This window comes from Corynebacterium sp. CCUG 51687, from assembly GCF_024453995.1.
GTDB classification, from domain to species: Bacteria; Actinomycetota; Actinomycetes; order Mycobacteriales; family Mycobacteriaceae; genus Corynebacterium; species Corynebacterium pseudogenitalium.
Window position 1 is genome coordinate 194,955 of record NZ_JAGPYT010000002.1, and the last position, 17,458, is coordinate 212,412.

The window sequence follows — 17,458 nt, forward strand, 5'->3', positions numbered from 1 at the left end:
GCTCATCGAAGGGAGAACAGTGAAGCACACACGTCGAACGCAGGCCGGAGCGCTGCTTGCGGCTACCACGCTACTCGGGTTATGCACCGCATGTGCAGGACAAACAGAGCAAAGCGGGGACATGCAGGCAATCACGTACCTGGAGCCGAACTGGTTTACCTCGCTCTATCCGCCTGCGGCCGGGTTCTACCCGAATGGTGGCGTCGTGAATCAAATAACAGACAGACTGCTCTATCAGGACCCGGAGACGCTCGAGCTGCACCCGTGGATCGCCACGAAGCTGCCGGAGATCAACGAGGACGCGACGGTATACACGTTCGACATCCGCACCGACGTCACCTACTCCGACGGCTCGCCGCTCACCGCGGAGAACGTCGTGGCCAACTTCGACCTCTACGGCAAAGGCGACAAGGAGCGGCTGCTCAACGCATCCGAGCAGATCTCGAACTACGACTACGGCGAAGTCATCGACGAAGACACGGTGCGATTCCACTTCACCGCACCCTCGCCGGGGTTCGAGCAAGCGGTCTCCGTGTACAACGCCGGGCTGCTTTCCGACGCCACCCTGGCGCTCGACAACGAGTCCTTCGGGCCGGGCAGCGCCCACAACATCATCGGCTCCGGCCCGTTTGTCATCGCCGGTGAGGAGCTGGGCACCTCCATCGAGCTGCGGGCGCGCGAGGACTACGACTGGGCACCGCCCATCCTCGAGCACCAGGGCCGCGCCCGGCTGGACAGCGTGACGTACCGGCTCGCCGCCGAAGAAGCGATGCGCACCGGAGCGGTCCTATCCGGGCAGGCGGACATCGTGCGCGACGTGACTGCATCGGCTGAGCGCCACCTCCAAGACCGCGGCGTGCAGATCGTCTCCCGCGGCACGAACGCGATGAACAACCAGATCGCGATGCGCCCGCAGCACCTGTACCTGCAAGACATCCGGGTGCGCCGCGCGATCACGCACAGCGTGGACCGCGAAGAGCTGCTGCGCATCCTGTTCTCTGATTCCTACCCGCTGGCGACCTCGAGCGTGGCCGCCACGGGCTTGGGCTACAAAAACCAGGGCGACGCCTATACGTACGACCCGGAGCTTGCCCGGCAGCTCCTCGATGAGGCCGGGTGGGTCGTGGGCAACGACGGCATCCGCGTCAAGGACGGGGAACGCCTGCACCTGACCGTCAACTACGCGCAGACCCAGCCGCGCGCCCGCGAAGTGATGACGATGGTGCAGTCCAACCTGCGCGACATCGGCATTGAGCTCTCCGTGCTCTCCGGCGACCGTTCGACGCAAAACGTGGCGTCGAAGGACCCGAACAAGGTGCAGCTCTACCACACGATGGTCGGCCGGGCGGACTACGACGCCATCGAGTCGCACTACGCGGTCGGGCGCCGAGACTCCTTCATTAACCAGGATGAAAACGACAACGTGATCGACCAGCACCTCGAAGACCTGCTGCAGACCGTGGTCTCCACACCCGACGACGCCGGCCGGGCCCGCGCAGTGGAAGCCGTCCAAGATTACGTCACTGAGCAGGCCTACACGCTGCCGCTGTTCGAAGAACCACAGGTATACGCCGTCAGCCCACGTCTGTGCGGGTTCGGCGTGGAAGCCGTTGCACGCCCTGCGCTCTATAGCGCCTACCTCCAGGAAGGGGATACGCCATGCCGTACATCGTAAAGCGGGTAGGCCAAGCACTGATCGTGCTGCTGCTGACCTACACTCTCGCATTCTTTCTGCTTTCGGCTCTGCCATCCGACGGTGTCATGGCCCGCTACGCTGACCCGGCACTGGGACTCAGCCAGGCTGAGATTGAGGCGATCCGTTCGGAGATGGGCGTCGATAAGCCGTTGCTTACGCAGTACGTGGCGACGCTGACGGGTCTGTTCACCGGCAGTCTCGGCTACTCCGTGCGCACTGGTACGCCGGTGGGCCAGCTCATCGCCGACGCCCTGCCGCATACGCTGGCGTTGGCCGCGACCTCGGTCGGGCTCGCGATCATCGTGGCACTCATCACCGCATTCGTCGCGACGCTGCCCGGCGCCGGGCGCATCGGCGCGCTGTTTCGCGCGGTGCCCTCCCTGATGGTGTCGCTGCCAGGGTTCTGGATCGCGATCGTGCTGCTGCAGCTCGTGTCCTTCGAGCTCGGCTGGATCAACGTGATTGCGCCGGGCCCGCTCGAGGGGCTCGTGCTGCCGACGCTCACGCTGTCCGTCCCGATGGCGGCCCCGCTCGCGCAGGTGCTGATCCGCTCCATCGACGAGGTGCAGCGCAGCCCATTCGTGCAGGTGGCGCGTGCGCGCGGCGCGAGCGAGACCCGCATCTTCTGGTCCGACGTGCTGCGAAACGCGCTGCTCCCAGCGCTGACCATGGCTGGTTTGCTCTTCGGCGAGCTCGTCGGTGGTGCTGTGGTGACGGAAACCGTCTTCGGGCGTACGGGGTTGGGCTCCATGGTGGTCACCGCCGTGTCGAACCGCGACACGCCGGTGCTGCTGGGCGTAGTCCTCATCGCGGCGGTGGCGTACATGACCATCAACCTCATCATTGACCTGCTCTACCCGGTGCTTGACGTGCGGCTGCGCACCGCCGGCGGACCGTTTGCCGCAACACCGAAGCAGTACGCCAGCCAGTCCGCCGACGCTATTGACGTGCGGGCAATCGAAACGGGACGGGAGTAGCAACCATGCGAACGACGAATTGGAAACAACCGGGAACGGTTCTCGCACTGCTCGTGCTGCTGCTTGCGTGCGCGTGGGCCCTGCTGCCGGGCATATTTGCCACGCACGACCCATACAAGGGCGTCGACGTAGCCCTTGCAGCGCCGAGCGCGGAGCACTTCTTCGGCACCGACGCCGTGGGGCGCGACGTGTACTCGCGCGTGGTCTACGGCGCGCGCCAGTCGCTGCTCGGCGCGGTGATCGCGGTGGCGGTCGGGCTGGTGTTCGGCACGCTGATTGGCCTGGTGGCGGGCGCGCTGCGTGGGCGGGTCGACACCGTACTGATGCGGATCGTGGACGTCCTGCTCGCTATCCCAGGCATCCTGCTGTCTCTGTCCATCATCATCGTGCTGGGCTTCGGCTCACTACAGGCGGCCTTCGCTGTCGGCATGACCACGGTGGCGACGTTCGCCCGCCTCGCCCGTTCACAGGTGATGCAGGTTGCAGGCACCGACTACGTTGAGGCCGCCTACGGCTCTGGAGCGACGAAGTCCCAGGTGCTGGTGCGCCACATCCTGCCGAACTCGCTCACCCCGGTCATTGCGTTGGCGGCCCTGCAGTTCGGCACGGCGATCCTGCAGCTGTCCATCCTCGGGTTCCTCGGCTACGGCGCCCCGCCGCCGATTCCGGAGTGGGGCCTCATCATCGCCGAAGGCCGCGACTTCATGGCCACCGCCTGGTGGATCATCGTCCTGCCCGGCGTGGCGATCATCGCCACCGTCATGAGCGCGAACCACCTGTCCCAACTCATTCGTACGGAGGCCTAACCCATGCAACCCCTGCAACCTTTACTTGAAGTACGTGGCCTGACCGTCGCGTACGGCAATCAGCCGCCATCGGCGCAAGACGTGTCCTTTTCCGTCGCGCCTGGCAAACTCACCGCGATCGTAGGGGAGTCCGGCTCCGGCAAAACCACCTCGGTGATGGCGACGCTGGGACTCCTCGGCGGGTCCGCGCGGGTGCTGGACGGCGCGGTCTATTTCCAAGGCAAGGACATCACGCAGTTGTCTCCGCGGCAGTGGCGCCAGCTGCGTGGCACAAAGATTGGCTTGGTGCCGCAGGACCCGAACAATTCGCTCAACCCGCTCAAGCCCGTCGGGGCCTCGATCGAGGAAGCCATGGCGGTCCACGGTATTGGCACAGCCGCCTCCCGTCGCGCACGCGCGCTGGAGCTCATGGAGGCCGTCGGCATCGACGACCCGCAGCGCCGCCACGGCCAGTACCCGCACGAGCTCTCGGGCGGGATGAAGCAGCGCGTGCTCATCGCAGCAGCCATCGCGCCCGAGCCGCAGGTACTGATCGCCGACGAGCCGACGTCCGCCCTGGATGTGACCGTGCAGGAAAAGGTGCTGGACGTGCTCGACGAGATGCGTGAGCGCCTCAACCTCGGCATCGTGCTGATCACGCACGACTTGGCGGTGGCGGGTGACCGTGCCGACGACGTGGTGATTATGCAGCGCGGCGTCGTCGTGGAGGAAGGCCCCGCCGCGGAGGTGCTCGCCGACCCGCAAGAGGAGTATTCACAGCGCCTGCTTGCCGACGCCCCTTCGCTCGCCGTCGCGAACGCCTACCACCGGCCAGCGCCGGACGGCGACGTGCTGGTGCGCGTGGATCACCTGCGCCAGGAGTATGGGGACTTCGTGGCCGTCAATGACGTCTCCTTCGAAGTGAAGCGAGGGTCCACGCACGCGATTGTGGGCGAATCCGGCTCCGGGAAGACCACGACTGGGCGGGCGATCTCCCTGTTCCGGGATCCGACGAGCGGCAGCGTCACCATCGGCGGCAACGTCGTGACCGGCGTCGACGACGCCACCCGCCGGAAGCTGCGCTCCACGGTGCAGCTGGTGCACCAGAACCCGTTTTCTTCCCTGAACCCTAAAATGACGGTGGAGGCCATCGTGGCCGAGCCGGTTCGGAACCTGACGGGGGCGTCGAAACGCGAGGCGCGCGCGAAGGCGCACGAGGTGCTGGCGCGCGTGGCGCTGGACCCGCAGCAGCTCGCGCGGCGCACCCCGTCGCAGCTTTCCGGCGGGCAGCGCCAGCGTGTCGCCATTGCGCGTGCGCTCGTGGTGGAGCCGGAACTCGTCGTGTTCGATGAGGCGGTTTCCGCGCTCGACGTGACGGTGCAGGCGCAGATCCTCCGGCTGCTGGAGGACCTGCAGCAAGAGCTGGGCCTGACCTACATATTTATTTCCCACGATCTGGCGGTGGTGCGCCAGGTCTCGGATACGGTCAGCGTGCTCAGCCGTGGTACCCAGGTGGAGTACGGCCCGACCGACGACGTCTTCCAGTGGCCGCGCCACGAAGTAACAAAGAACCTGATCCATGCAATCCCGGGCGCGCGCTTCCGCGCCCGGCAGTTAGGAGAATTTAGTGTCTAACATCATCGATACGCTTGCCGACGCCTCTCCGGAACTCGCGCGCCTTCGCAGGCGCCGCCCGGAAGCAGTCGAGAACGCGGAGCTGACGTTTACGGCCCTGTTCGAGCCTGCTGACGAGGGGGATGTGCCGCTGGCCTGGCGCTATGGTGTCGCCGCGTTCGTGGCAGGGCTCACCGGGCTACCAACTGCGAGTGCGTTCTATCGGGAGCTGCTCGAGGACCTCGAAGACCAAGCCCCCGGCCTCGCCGAGGCCGTCGACGCCGCCATCGCGCGCGGTGCATCCGAGGGGCCGTACTGGCACGGCGACTTCGTCCTGTTCGGTGACGACATTGGGGAGGCGTCGGAGCAGTTCGCCGCTGCCCTGGACTTCGCGCACCTGCTGGTTGTCCACCCGAAGGATTCCACCGCCGCAGCGATCGGTCACCTGCAGACCTCCGGGTGGAGCGACAACGACATCGTGACGTTGGCGCAGCTCATCGCGTTCGTGACGTTCCAGTTGCGCGTCGTGCACGGCGTGCGGGTGCTCGGCGGGGTTGACGCTGGTGGGGCGCAGCGGGCGTCGATTAGCGGGCGCGCGCACGGCGTGGCTGACCCCGGCTGGGAGCCCGGGCCGCGCACCCTGCTGCCCGAAGTTGTGGCGCCGACGAAGTTCGTCGAGCACTCCCTGGGCTGGCGCGCGTGGGTGCCCAGCCTGGACAAGTCCGAGTTCACCGACGAGCACCGCGACGCGCTGCTCAAGCCCGAGCGAATCGACATGGAGTACTTCCGGCTGCTCGCGCGTGATCCTGCGGTGCTCAAGGCGCGCACCCTAACTGACCTGGACATTTTCTACAACACCGACGGCGGGCTGGGGCGCGCCGAGCGCGAACTCGCCGCGACCGTGGTCTCCCGCCTCAACGGGTGCGAGTACTGTGCTTCCGTGCACCAGGGACGCGCGAAGCAGGAAGGCGGCGACGCCGAGGCGATCTCCCGGCTCCTTGCCGAAGGCGTGACCGCGGACCTGGGCACCCCGCTGTGGAACGCGCTGCGCGATGCGGCCGTGGCGCTCACGCACACCCCGATCGCGTTCTCGCAACAGCACGTCGCAGCGCTGCGCGAGGCCGGCTGCGGCGAGCTCGAGATCCTCGACCTGATCAACTCGGCGGCGTTCTTCAACTGGGCCAACCGCCTCATGCTCAGTCTCGGTGCGGCTGATGTGCCGAAGCGCTACCGCTAGCGCTTCTGGGTGGGCGCTGCGGGCGCGTATGCGAGGCGCCGCGTGCCGTCGACGTGCGGCATGAGCACCCACGCCACCACAAACAGCCCGCCCGCAAGCAGCGCCAGCCCCCAGCCGGGCAGCGGCGAGATCAGTGGGCACAGCATGATTGCGAGCCACCACAGCATGAGCGGCACCACCATGCTGAGCGACGGCACCTGCGAGACGTTGCGGCTGCGCGCAAATTCGGCCATGGCCTTGCGGTACGGGTGCGCCCGGGTAGTCGCACGGGCGATAAGCACCGCCGCGAGAGCAACGCCAACTTTCACGGCTGCGGGTAACGGTGCCGCCATCACGCTTATCGACGCCGCTACGCACCCCGCCGCCACCGCCCGCACAACGGGCGGCGTGGGAATTGGGGTGACGCGGTTGCGGAAGTCTGCGTAATACATAGGGCAGAGCGTACCGCATAGGGCCTGCCTTGTGGCGCTACTATTCGAAATAGTGTTCGACCTTTACTGTTGCTCGTGTCGGGGGCGCGTTGCATACTTACAGGCATGAATGGAACACCTATTCGCTTGCGTGAGTTCGCCTCGGACGATGGCGGACAGCTCAGCAAAGCTGAGCAGATTGCGCAACTCCGAGCACAATTAGCCGAGCTCGACGGTGGTGCCGTGCAGGAGCAGATCGGGGGCGAAGGTGTTATTCCGCTGGGTGGTGAGTTGGCGAATGTGCTTCCGAACGGAGGTTTGCCACGGCGGCAGGTCACGCAGGTGAGCGATACGCCGTCGCTTATCGTAGAGATCCTCCGGCAGGTCACGGAGGCCGGCGGATACGCGGCCGTGGTGGGGTGGCCGGAGCTGTCCTACGCGGAACTTTCAGCGCAAGCGTTGCGCAGAACAATCGCAGTCCCGGAACCGGGGCTGGATGCCATGCACGCCGCAGGAGTGCTCGCCGAGGGGCTAGACGTGGTGGTGCTACACACCCGAAGCGAAATCCAGTACACGCCCGCCCAGGCACGCCCACTGCTTGCCCGCGTGCGCGCCGGGGAGGCGGCGATGCTGTGCGTGAACGCGACGGTGCCTTCGCCTGCATTGCGCATGAGCGCGGACATTGCTAGCTTCCACGGCATCGGGCGCGGCCGCGGGCGCATCGCAGGCATTGACCTGGAGGTGTCCGCGCACGCGAAAGGCTGGAAGCGGCCACCGGCACTACTGACGCTTGGGGTTGTGGCGGGCGGTGGTGCGCACCTGAAGGCGGTGCCCTCATGAGGGTTGCGGCGCTCTGGTTCCCGGATTGGCCCGTGCAAGCAGCCAAGCTCGAAGCCGAGGACACGCTGGAGGAACCGATCGCGATCGCGGTGCAGCACCGTATCAAGGTGTGTTCGCAGGAGGCGCGGCGCGCCGGGGTCCGCCGTGGGATGCGGGTGCGCAACGCGCAGGCCGTCGCGCCTGAGCTGACGGTGGTGGAGGACAACCCGGAGCGCGACGGCCGCACGTTCAGCGCGCTCGCGGGATCCTTGGATGACGTGGCGGCCTCCGTGGAGGTGCTGCGCCCTGGCCTGGTGGTTGCGGACCTCGCCGCGGCGGGGAAGTTCCACGGCGATGAAGATACGGCGCTTGAGATGCTTCTCGACGCCGCCGCACGCCACGGCATTGACGTCATGGCAGGGGCGGCGGACGAGATCGCCACTGCGGTGATCGCTACCCGGAGCTCGCACGTGGTTGCAGCGGGGGAGTCGGCGCAGTTCCTTGCAGTACAGCCGCTTCGGGTGCTCACCGCCGAGACAGCACTCGGCGCGGACCCGGAAACGGTCCGTACCCTGGGCCAGCTGGGCATCCAGACGCTGGGGCAGCTCGCGCAACTGCCGTCCTCTGCCGTGATGACTCGCTTCGGGGTCGCGGGCATCCACCTCCACCGGATCTCCAGCGCGGCCCCGGACCGGCGCGTCGCCCCGGAGCTACCCGTGGAGGACTTCGCCGTCGAGATGACGCCGGAGGAACCGATCGAGCGCGTCGACGCCGCCGCGTTCGCCGCCCGGGCGCTCGCGGCCACGCTGCACCAGCGCCTCAAGGGGGCCGGGGTGCACTGCCTCCGGCTGAAAATCTCCGCCGAGCTTGTCGACGCCACCCGGGTCGAGCGCGTGTGGCGCACCCGGGAAGCACTGACGGAGGCTGGCACCGCCGACCGGGTGCGCTGGCAGCTCGACGGCTGGCTCACCAACGGGGGTGCAGGGCCGATCGCCTCGCTCATGCTGGAACCACTTGAGCTTGCGCAACCCGACATGGTGGGGGAGCTGTGGTCCGACGGAGCGTCGGACGAGGGGGCGCGGCGCGTGATCGAGCGGGTGCAGTCCCAGCTCGGAATGGAGGCGGTGCTGCAGCCGGTCGCGGTTGGAGGTCGCGGCGTGGCCGAGCGTATTCAGCTGGTGCCCTATGGGGAGGTGCTGCCGCAGGGCCGCGGGGCGTTCGTCGGCGCCGTTCCGTCACCACTTCCAGCCCGGCTCGGCGGTGGGATCGAACACCCGTCATCGCGGGTGCAGCTGCTGGACAGTGCCGACCAGCCGATACTGCTCAATGCCGAAGTCCTGCTCAGCGGCCAGCCGACAACGCTAGTGTGGGGCAAGCGCTGCTATGACATCACCGCGTGGGCAGGGCCTTGGCCCGTTGACGAAGATTGGTGGGGTGCGCATCCGACCCGGCTTGCGCGCCTCCAGGTGCTGGGTCACGACCAGGCGGTAGGAACAGGGCAGCGCGGGTGGTTGTTGGTGTGGCACCGGCAGCGCTGGAGCGTCGAGGCGCTCTATCACTAGGTGTTAGGACTGCACGATGTCGACGACCAGGCGCAGCGGGTGCTCCAGAATCTGCACCGAATACGGCAGGTCAGAGCGCAGCCCTACGACCACGCGGCTGCGACCCTCGTAGGTGCCGGCGTTGACGACGTCGATAATGTTGCCGGTCTCTGCCGGGGTATCCACCTTGATTTGGTCCGCGTCCAGGCCAAGTTCGTAGGGGTAGACGGTGCCGTCGATGTTGATATTGAGGAACGCGTTGCCAGTCACCTTCAGTGGTTTGCCGGTGATCTCCTGCATCGGGGTGGAGGTGTAATCCACGAACCAGCCCGGCTCGCCCTTGCCGACGAGGTCCACGACAACGCGGTCGAACCCCTCGTGGGTGCCCACACGCACGCCAGCCACGGCGAGCTGAGCAGGCGCGGAAGGCCGCTGAGTCTTCGGGCTCGCGTTCGCGGTACCGAGCGGGCGCAGCTGCGTCGTTGATGGCGCAGCATGCATCGAGCCGACGCGGGTCGCGGCCTGGTCCTGAGCAGGAGAGGACACGCACCCGGCGAGCACGGCGCCAGCAATGCAGGGCGCCAGCGCCGCAACGGCGAACTTCGGTAGGGGAAACACGCAAATTACCGTAGCCAGAACGAATCTCGAAGAGCAAAGCAGAACGGCAAAAAATCAAAAAGGTTATCAAAATGTTAACTGCCCGACTCGGTCCGGTTTAGGTATGCCTAATCAATCGGGAAATTTTCGCTACAGTAGGTGACATGACTACAGCCCATGCACGCACACTCTGCTCCGATACGGACAGTGAGCCGCTGCCGGGTACCGCGAAACCCGGCTCGACCTACGTTTTGTTTGAGTGGCCACACAAGTGGAGCCACGACGTACTCGACGGCGACACCTTCGGGGACGAACTGACCGAAGAGTTGAAAGCGCACATGCAGCGCTACAACGCCACCTTGCTGCTCATCCGCCACCCAACGAGGGAAGGCCGCCAGATTGAAGACCACCACGTCTACCTGGTCTTCGCCGACCAGGCAGCAACCGAGGTGCTGCACGTCGATGGGCCTGAGGCGATCCTGGATCTCGACCTGTCAGGCCCAGGGCAAAACAGCGCCAAGTCGCGTACGAAGCCACTCGTCCTGGTCTGTACCCACGCGAAGCGCGACATGTGCTGCGCCATCAAAGGGCGCCCCATCGTCAACGAGCTCGTAGAGAAGTACCCGTTTGGGCAGGGCAACGACGTGGTGTGGGAAACCTCGCACATCAAGGGGCACCGTTTTGCCGCCACGATGCTGCTCATGCCGTGGGCGTACAGCTTTGGCCGAATGAACCTCGAGGCTACTGAGGCCATGCTTGAAGCCGCGATGCGCGGCGAGTACTTCGTGCCGGGCAACCGCGGCCGCGGCACCTTTAGTCCGGTGGGCCAGGTGGCGGAAGTGGACGTCGCAACGCAGCTCGCCACCCGAGGGGACAAGGTGCGCTACGGCCAGCTCGAAGTCACTGCCGAGCGTATCGACGGCCCCTCCGCCCACGTCACCGTCACCGACACCGCGACCGACACCGCCTACGAGGTGACGTTGGAACAGCGCGACGTTGATGCCGTGATGGCATCATGCGGGAAGGACCCGAAGCCCGGCAAGAGCTGGGTCGCAGTCGGGCGCTCCTAGATGTAGCTGGGCAGCACGTCTGCCACCCTGTTGATGACGTGGTCGGTGCGCTGCTGCACTTCGGCGGGCGAGTGGTGGAAGCTGTGTGAGTGATCTGCGATCTCGTGCATGGACAGGTCATTCCACGAGTCGCCGAAGGTGTACAGCTCGATGTCTTCGCGTGGGACGTCGAGGAGCTGCAACAGGTCCTGGATGCCTGCGCCCTTCGTGCGACCGGGCGCCATGATGTCGATGAAGTCCTGGTTCTGCGCTACCGATACATGCGGCAGCGCGCGCGTCCACTCGTAGACTTCCGCGCGAAGCGCCTCGTTGTTCGGGATCCAGAGTGGGACGACGGCGAACTCGTGGTGGGGAATGTCGGCCGTCGTCATTGCGTCGAAGTTGACGGTAAAGCTGCTGCGCGCCTGCGTGTTGTTGCTGAACTCACCATCGACGTGGCCGATCGTGGTGCCGAACACCGCCACCCCATCCGTGTCAGCGAAGTGCGTGACCACTTGTTCGACGATCTCCGGGTCTACAAGATGTGAGTAGAGCAGGCGCTCGTTGTCGCCGGTGGTTGCGGAGCCGCCGTTGGAGAGCACCTGGTAGTCGAAGCGGATGGGGCAGTGGCGCATTCCGAACTCGAGCGCGGTGCGCGAGCGTCCGGTGGCGGAAATGGCGATGTAGCCGGCGTCGCGCCAGGCCTGGATCGCGGCCATGTCGGCCGGGTCGAAGCCGTGCTCGCCCGTGTCAGTGTCCGTGGGATGATGAAGGGTGCCATCAAAATCAAACGCTGCGATTTTCATGGCACCCATCCTAACCAACTGGTCACACCTTAGCGGCGCATCACCTTCTTGGACAGCCAGTTGCCCAAGAACTGCGCCAGCTGCACGATGACGACGATGACGATCACAGCCGCCCACGTCACCTGCGGTTCGAACTGGCGGTAGCCGTACACGATGGCGAAGTCACCGAGGCCGCCACCGCCGATGTAGCCGGCCATCGCGGACATATCGATCACCGCGATGAAGATGAACGTGTAGCCGAGGATCAGCGGACCGAGCGCCTCGGGGAGGATGACGGTGCGGATGATCGTCCACGGTCCTGCGCCCATCGAACGTGCGGCCTCAATCATGCCGGGGTCGATGGACACCAGGTTCTGCTCGACAATACGGGCCACGGTAAAGGTCGCGGAGAAGCACATCACGAACGTGGCTGCACCACGACCAATCGTCGTGCCCACCACCGACAACGTGATGGGGTAGAGCATCGCGATCATGATGATGAACGGGATCGGCCGGAAGAAGTTCACGGCGAAGTTAATCACCCAGTACACGACGCTGTTCTGCAGGATGCCACCCGGGCGGGTGGTGTACAGGAACACGCCAAGGATCAGGCCGCAGATACCACCGACCAGCAGGGTGATGCCCACCATCCAGAGCGTGTCGCCGATGGCGTCTACGAACGTGGGACCGAGGCGGTCCCAGTTCGGCTGCGCCAGAATGAATTCATTGACAGCACTGTTCATCGACGTATCTCCTGAATATCCGTGGTGCCCTGCAGCGTGTGCAGGAACTCGTTAATCGCTGCATCGTCGCCGTTGAGGCGGACCGTCATTTTGCCGAAGGAGTGCTCCTGCAGGGTCGTAATACCCGCGTGCACCGGCTGAATTGACACGCCGCGTTGGCGCGCCTTCTCCGCCGCGCCGAAGAATCCCGAGTGTTCGGTCAGGTCGACGGTGAAGAGGCGTCCAGGCGCCGCGTTCAGCAACTCGAGCTCCTCGTGCTTGTCTGGGGTGTTGCGAAGTGACGTCGATACGAAGCGCTGCGCGACCTTCGTCTTCGGGTCCGAGAACACCTCGTAGACGGAGCCATACTCGACGACCTTGCCAGCCTCCATCACGGCGACCTTGTCCGCAATCGCGCGGATCACGTCCATCTCGTGGGTAATCACCACGATCGTGATGCCAAGTTCCGCGTTGACGCGGCGCAGTAGCTCAAGCACCTCGTGGGTGGTCTCGGGGTCGAGGGCGGAGGTGGCTTCGTCGGCAAGCAAGAGCGAGGGATTCGTGGCGAGCGCACGAGCGATGCCCACGCGCTGCTTCTGACCACCCGAAAGCTGCTCGGGGTAGTTCTTGCCGCGATCCGACAGGCCGACGAACTCGAGGAGCTCCTCGACGCGCGCCCGGCGCTCCTGCTTGCCCAAACCGGCAAGCTGCAGCGGGTACTCAATGTTGCCCGCCGCAGTTCGGGAAGAGAACAGGTTGAACTGCTGGAAAATCATCCCAACGTTTCGGCGCACTTCCCGCAGGCGCTTCTCGCTCTTGCCGACGATGTTGGTGCCGTCGAGGAGGAGTTCGCCGCTGGTAGGCATGTCGAGCCCGTTGATCAGCCGCACCAGCGTGGACTTGCCAGCGCCGGAGTAGCCGATCACTCCAAGGATCTCACCAGGCTCGACCGTCAGCGACACATTGTCGACGGCCACAACCTCGCGCCCACCCGTTGTAAAGACTTTCGATACGTCCCGGAACTCAACCCGGGTGCCGGTTTTCGTCACGGATTACTTCTCCTGAAGGCGTGCGAGGATAGCGTTTGCGTCATCACGGGAGCGCTCAACAGCGACCGCGGTGCCGCGGGAATCCTCCTGGACGGCAGCTGCGACCTCTGGGGAGTTCCACAGCTCTGCGAGGCGGTTGTAGGTCGGGTTGTCCAGGTCCTCAGCGCGTGCAGCGAAGACGTTGATGTACGGCTCGCCCTGCTCGGAAGCCGGGTCATCCTGGAAGATAGCCTGCTTTGGCTCAATGCCAGCGCGCTCCAGCCAGGAGTTGTTGATGATGGCCGGGCGGCCTTCCTTGTATGCGGAGGTCGTCTGGGAAGCGTCGACCGGAACGACCTTCACCTTCGACGCTGCCTCGTCGATATCTGCTGGGGACGGTGCCAGTTCATCAGCGCCGTCCTTCAGCGTGATCAAGTCAGCCTGGACGAGGACGTTGATTGCACGGCCCTGGTTCGAGTCATCGTTCGGGATAGCAACCTCGGTGCCTTCGATGCCGTCGAGGGAATCGTGATCCTTCCAGAACAGCGCCAGCGGGTAGATCTCCGTGGTGGACAGCACCTTCAGGTCATTGCCGGAAGCCTCGTTGTAGGTGGCGAGGTAGAGGATGTGCTGGAACTTGTTCAGGTCAATCTCGCCCTGGGCAAGCGCCTCGTTGACTGGTGCGTAGTCAGAGAACTGCACGATGTCGAGGGTGATGCCGTTGTCTGCCGCGAGGTCCTCGAAGACGGACCATGCCTTCTGGTCAGCGTCGGTGGTACCAATCTTGACGACGGTGTCCTCGCCGCCACCGGCAGCGTCGGTGGTCTTCTCGGCAGAGTCGTTGGAGCAAGCTACCAGGCTGGTAGCGGCGAGGGCTGAAGCTGCGATGGTTGCAATCACACGGTTGAGGCGCATGATGTCTCCTTTATGTCTTTCGTTGGGGAATCATTGATGGTTTGAAAACTTAGCATCTATTGGACCGCTTAGTCTATCCCTGGCTACAAACGTTGAATATAAATCCGCTTGCGCGAGCATTCGAACATGTTTACACTATCGAACATGCGATTCAATGGGGGTGCCCCGCTGACATGGTCAAAGCTGGAGCGGATACTGTCTGGGAACGACGTCGGTCCTGTCGTTCCGGTAGATCACCTCACCTTTGCTGGTGAAGCGGAGGGCGAGGGGGTCGGTGGTCGGCGCGGTGGGGTGCCATTCGCCGAGTTGCACGCGGTGTCGTCCTATAGCTTCCTTGGCGGGGCGAGCGAGCCTGAACAGCTGGTTGCACGCGCTCGGTCGCTCGGACTTTCGGCGCTTGGCCTGTGTGATCGTGACGGTTTCTACGGTGCGGTGAAGTTTGCGGAAGCTGCTGCGGCGGCCGGGATGCCCACGGTGTTTGGTGCAGAGCTGACGCTGAAAGAGGGGGTGCTGCCCGTCCTGGCCCGTGGTGCGGAAGGGTACCGGAGGTTATCGCATCTGATGTCGCGCGCACACATGGAGGGTAGGCAAAAAGGCGAGCTCTCGTACCCGCCGATGTGGGAAATCGGGGAGTGGCTTGATGGCTCCTGCTTAGCGCTTGGCGGGTGGGAGTGGACCCCGCTATTCGATAAATTGAGCGAGAGCTTCGGGGTGGAAAATGTGGTGAGGGAGTACGTGGTCTCACTCATGCCGGATGACGCCGATCATCACCAACAATTAGACCGCTTCGTTCATCTTCCCGCCATAGTGAGTACCCGGCCTGCCGCTGCGACGCGCCGACACGCGCGCCTCGCTGCAGCGAAACATGCGCTTGGCCAGCGCCGCGCGCTGCGGCAAGACGTTGCTGACCTGCACCCCATGGGGGCGCACTGGCTGCGCAGCGGGCAGCAGCTCGCCCGGCTGCTGCCGGGATGTGAGCCGATGCTGGCCACCACCGTGGAGGTTGCCGAACAGTGCGCGTTTACGCTCGACCTTGTCGCGCCAAACCTACCGGACTACGACACTCCTGCTGGCCACAATGAAATGGGCTATCTGAAGGAGTTGACCTACGCGAGTGCGCAGGTGCGGTACGCGACGCGACCGGAAAACATCCGTGAGCAGGCGATGAAGCAGATTGCTTACGAACTCAGCGTGATTGAGGAGCTCCAATTCCCCGGCTACTTCTTAATCGTGTACGACCTGGTCGATTTTTGTCGGCGCAGCAATATCCTGTGCCAAGGCCGTGGGTCGGCGGCGAACTCAGCGGTCTGCTTTGCTCTCGGGATCACGAACGCCGAGCCGATCAGTGCTGGCCTTCTCTTTGAGCGTTTCCTGTCGCCGGACCGCGATGGCCCACCGGATATCGATATTGATATTGAGTCCGGCAGGCGCGAAGAAGTAATCCAGTACGTTTACCGGCGCTACGGCCGCGAGCGTGCCGCGCAGGTGGCGAACGTGATTACGTACCGGAGGAAGGGTGCTGTTCGTGACGCTTCCCGGGCGCTCGGGTACCCACAAGGTGCTGCGGATGCCTGGTCAAAAGGACTCAGCGACCCGCCGGAGCAGGTATGTACGTTGGCGGAGGAGTTCATTGGCCAGCCACGCCACCTCGGGATCCACTCGGGCGGGATGGTGATCTGCGACCGGCCGATCGCGGACGTCGTTCCCATCGAGTGGGCGCGCAAGGAACAGCGCTCTGTGGTGCAGTGGGACAAAGACGACTGTGCTTCGGCGGGGTTGGTGAAGTTTGACCTGCTCGGGCTCGGCATGCTGGAGGCCCTGCACCACATGGTGGACCTCGTACGCGATACAACGGGCACCGAGGTGCACCTGTGGGAGCTCGACCTCGCCGACACCAACGTCTACGACATGCTGTGCCGCGCTGACGCCGTCGGGGTATTTCAGGTGGAGTCGCGCGCGCAACTTTCCACGCTGCCACGGCTGAAACCACAGCGCTTCTTTGACCTCGTGGTCGAGGTGGCCCTCATTCGCCCAGGCCCAATTCAAGGCGGATCCGTTCACCCATATCTACGGCGCCGCGATGGCCTCGAGCCCGTTATCTACGATCACCCGGTGCTGGAAAAATCTCTTGGGAAGACGCTGGGTATTCCGTTGTTCCAGGAGCAGCTCATGCAGATCGCCGTCGACGCCGCAGGATTCAGCGGCCGGGAGGCTGACGCGCTGCGCCGCGCGATGGGTTCGAAGCGTTCTCCAGCAAAAATGGCGGCGCTCAAAGCCCGGTTCTTCGAGGGCTGCAACACCACGAACGGGATCGGGGCGGACGTCGCGGAAAAGCTCTGGAACAAGATCGTCGCGTTTGCCGCCTACGGATTTCCGGAGTCGCACTCGCAATCGTTTGCGTCGCTTGTGTACTTCTCCGCGTGGATGAAGTACTACTACCCGGCGCAGTTCTGCGTCGGCCTGCTGCGGGCACAGCCGATGGGCTTCTACTCGCCCCAGTCCCTGATTCAAGACGCCCGCCGCCACGGCATCACGGTGTTGCCGGTGAGCGTGAATGGGTCCGGCGTACAGGCGCGCTGTATAGATAATGACACAATTCGGATCGGGCTGAATTTGGTGAAGGGGGTCGGGGAGAAGGCTGCGGCCAGGATCGAGGAGGCCGCGCCGTTTACGGACATCGCGGACCTGGCGCGTCGGGCGGAGCTGACCGTGGAGCACGTCGAGGCGCTCGCTAAGGCCGGTGCGCTGGACTGCTTCGGAGGGGAGCGTCGACAAGCAGTGTGGGCTGCGGGTATCGCAGCAACAGAGCGCGACGGGATGCTTCCTGGGCTTTCAGGTATCGACGCCCCAGTGCTGCCCGGGATGACCGCGTTCGAGCTACTCGCGGCCGATGTTGCCGCGACCGGCGTCACCCCTGATGCTCAACCGATGCAGCTGCTGCGCGAACACTTGCAACGGGAGGGGATTCTCCGAGCGGTCGACCTTCGTAGCGTGGAAGACGGTACCCGCGTCCGCGTCGCAGGCGTGGTCACGCACAGGCAGCGGCCGCAGACGGCATCAGGCCTGACGTTTCTGGGGATGGAGGACGAAACCGGGCTGCTGAACATCATGGTGTCGCCGGGGCTGTGGAAGCGGCAGCGTGTAGTGGCGCGCACAGCGCACGCGCTGGTGGTGCGCGGGATTGTCCAAAATGCGTCAGGTGCGGTCAGCGTCGTGGCGGACCGTCTGGAGCAAATCGATGTCGGCCAGTGGCTCTCGCGTGGTTCACGTGATTTTCGGTGAA

15 protein-coding genes are annotated in these 17,458 nt (G+C 64.8%); 9 read left to right on the forward strand and 6 right to left on the reverse strand.

The genetic code is table 11. From position 1 onward, the window contains the following. Nucleotides 1-19: 19 nt before the first annotated feature. The 5 genes from KBX13_RS03070 to KBX13_RS03090 are packed head-to-tail and all read left to right on the forward strand — an operon-like array spanning nucleotide 20 to nucleotide 6,309. Nucleotides 20-1,675: a TIGR04028 family ABC transporter substrate-binding protein gene (locus KBX13_RS03070; RefSeq protein ID WP_256020658.1), complete on the forward strand. Its 1,656-nt coding sequence runs from the start codon at nucleotides 20-22 to the stop codon at nucleotides 1,673-1,675. Further along, nucleotides 1,660-2,673 carry an ABC transporter permease gene (locus KBX13_RS03075; RefSeq protein WP_256020659.1) on the forward strand — a complete coding sequence of 338 codons (1,014 nt, stop codon included), beginning with the start codon at nucleotides 1,660-1,662 and terminating at the stop codon, nucleotides 2,671-2,673. Before KBX13_RS03070 ends, KBX13_RS03075 begins: the two co-directional genes overlap by 16 nt. A gap of 5 nt (nucleotides 2,674-2,678) precedes the next feature. Beyond that, on the forward strand, nucleotides 2,679-3,479 hold the full coding sequence (locus tag KBX13_RS03080) for an ABC transporter permease (protein WP_256020661.1): 801 nt from the start codon (nucleotides 2,679-2,681) through the stop codon (nucleotides 3,477-3,479). Between the two features lie 3 nt (nucleotides 3,480-3,482). Beyond that, nucleotides 3,483-5,093 (forward strand): ABC transporter ATP-binding protein, encoded by a 1,611-nt coding sequence (locus tag KBX13_RS03085; protein WP_256020664.1) that lies wholly within the window; start codon nucleotides 3,483-3,485, stop codon nucleotides 5,091-5,093. Then, complete coding sequence (locus KBX13_RS03090; protein ID WP_256020666.1) at nucleotides 5,086-6,309, forward strand: alkylhydroperoxidase domain protein; 1,224 nt, start codon at nucleotides 5,086-5,088, stop codon at nucleotides 6,307-6,309. The genes KBX13_RS03085 and KBX13_RS03090 overlap by 8 nt, the downstream gene beginning before the upstream one ends. On the opposite strand, the gene KBX13_RS03095 is transcribed toward KBX13_RS03090, so the two are convergent. Then, nucleotides 6,306-6,740, reverse strand: coding sequence for a hypothetical protein (locus KBX13_RS03095; RefSeq protein WP_256020668.1), 435 nt, complete (start codon nucleotides 6,738-6,740; stop codon nucleotides 6,306-6,308). The genes KBX13_RS03090 and KBX13_RS03095 overlap by 4 nt on opposite strands. A 105-nt stretch (nucleotides 6,741-6,845) precedes the next feature. Between KBX13_RS03095 and KBX13_RS03100 the strand changes: the two genes are divergently transcribed. Then, a complete protein-coding gene (locus KBX13_RS03100) occupies nucleotides 6,846-7,559 on the forward strand; it encodes a hypothetical protein (protein WP_256020669.1) in 714 nt (237 codons plus the stop codon). Beyond that, nucleotides 7,556-9,100 carry a DNA polymerase Y family protein gene (locus tag KBX13_RS03105; protein WP_256020671.1) on the forward strand — a complete coding sequence of 515 codons (1,545 nt, stop codon included), beginning with the start codon at nucleotides 7,556-7,558 and terminating at the stop codon, nucleotides 9,098-9,100. The genes KBX13_RS03100 and KBX13_RS03105 overlap by 4 nt, the downstream gene beginning before the upstream one ends. 3 nt (nucleotides 9,101-9,103) lie before the next feature. Here KBX13_RS03105 and KBX13_RS03110 read toward each other — a convergent pair whose 3' ends face one another. Beyond that, entirely contained in the window at nucleotides 9,104-9,697 is a 594-nt protein-coding gene (locus KBX13_RS03110; protein WP_256020672.1) for a hypothetical protein, read from the reverse strand. A gap of 143 nt (nucleotides 9,698-9,840) precedes the next feature. Here KBX13_RS03110 and KBX13_RS03115 point away from each other — a divergent pair, with 143 nt between their 5' ends. Beyond that, entirely contained in the window at nucleotides 9,841-10,746 is a 906-nt protein-coding gene (locus tag KBX13_RS03115) for a sucrase ferredoxin (RefSeq protein WP_256020673.1), read from the forward strand. On the opposite strand, the gene KBX13_RS03120 is transcribed toward KBX13_RS03115, so the two are convergent. Genes KBX13_RS03120 through KBX13_RS03135 form a run of 4 tightly spaced genes read right to left on the reverse strand, consistent with a single transcriptional unit; the run spans nucleotide 10,743 to nucleotide 14,175 of the window. After that, entirely contained in the window at nucleotides 10,743-11,531 is a 789-nt protein-coding gene (locus KBX13_RS03120) for an HAD family hydrolase (protein ID WP_256020675.1), read from the reverse strand. The two genes, KBX13_RS03115 and KBX13_RS03120, sit on opposite strands and share 4 nt — an antisense overlap. Before the next feature lie 29 nt (nucleotides 11,532-11,560). Beyond that, on the reverse strand, nucleotides 11,561-12,253 hold the full coding sequence (locus KBX13_RS03125) for a methionine ABC transporter permease (RefSeq protein WP_070477634.1): 693 nt from the start codon (nucleotides 12,251-12,253) through the stop codon (nucleotides 11,561-11,563). Then, nucleotides 12,250-13,281 (reverse strand): methionine ABC transporter ATP-binding protein, encoded by a 1,032-nt coding sequence (locus tag KBX13_RS03130; RefSeq protein ID WP_070363017.1) that lies wholly within the window; start codon nucleotides 13,279-13,281, stop codon nucleotides 12,250-12,252. The genes KBX13_RS03125 and KBX13_RS03130 overlap by 4 nt, the downstream gene beginning before the upstream one ends. 3 nt (nucleotides 13,282-13,284) lie before the next feature. Next, entirely contained in the window at nucleotides 13,285-14,175 is an 891-nt protein-coding gene (locus KBX13_RS03135) for a MetQ/NlpA family ABC transporter substrate-binding protein (protein ID WP_070363016.1), read from the reverse strand. Between the two features lie 144 nt (nucleotides 14,176-14,319). Here KBX13_RS03135 and KBX13_RS03140 point away from each other — a divergent pair, with 144 nt between their 5' ends. Next, nucleotides 14,320-17,457: an error-prone DNA polymerase gene (locus tag KBX13_RS03140; protein ID WP_370687310.1), complete on the forward strand. Its 3,138-nt coding sequence runs from the start codon at nucleotides 14,320-14,322 to the stop codon at nucleotides 17,455-17,457. Nucleotide 17,458: the final 1 nt, after the last annotated feature.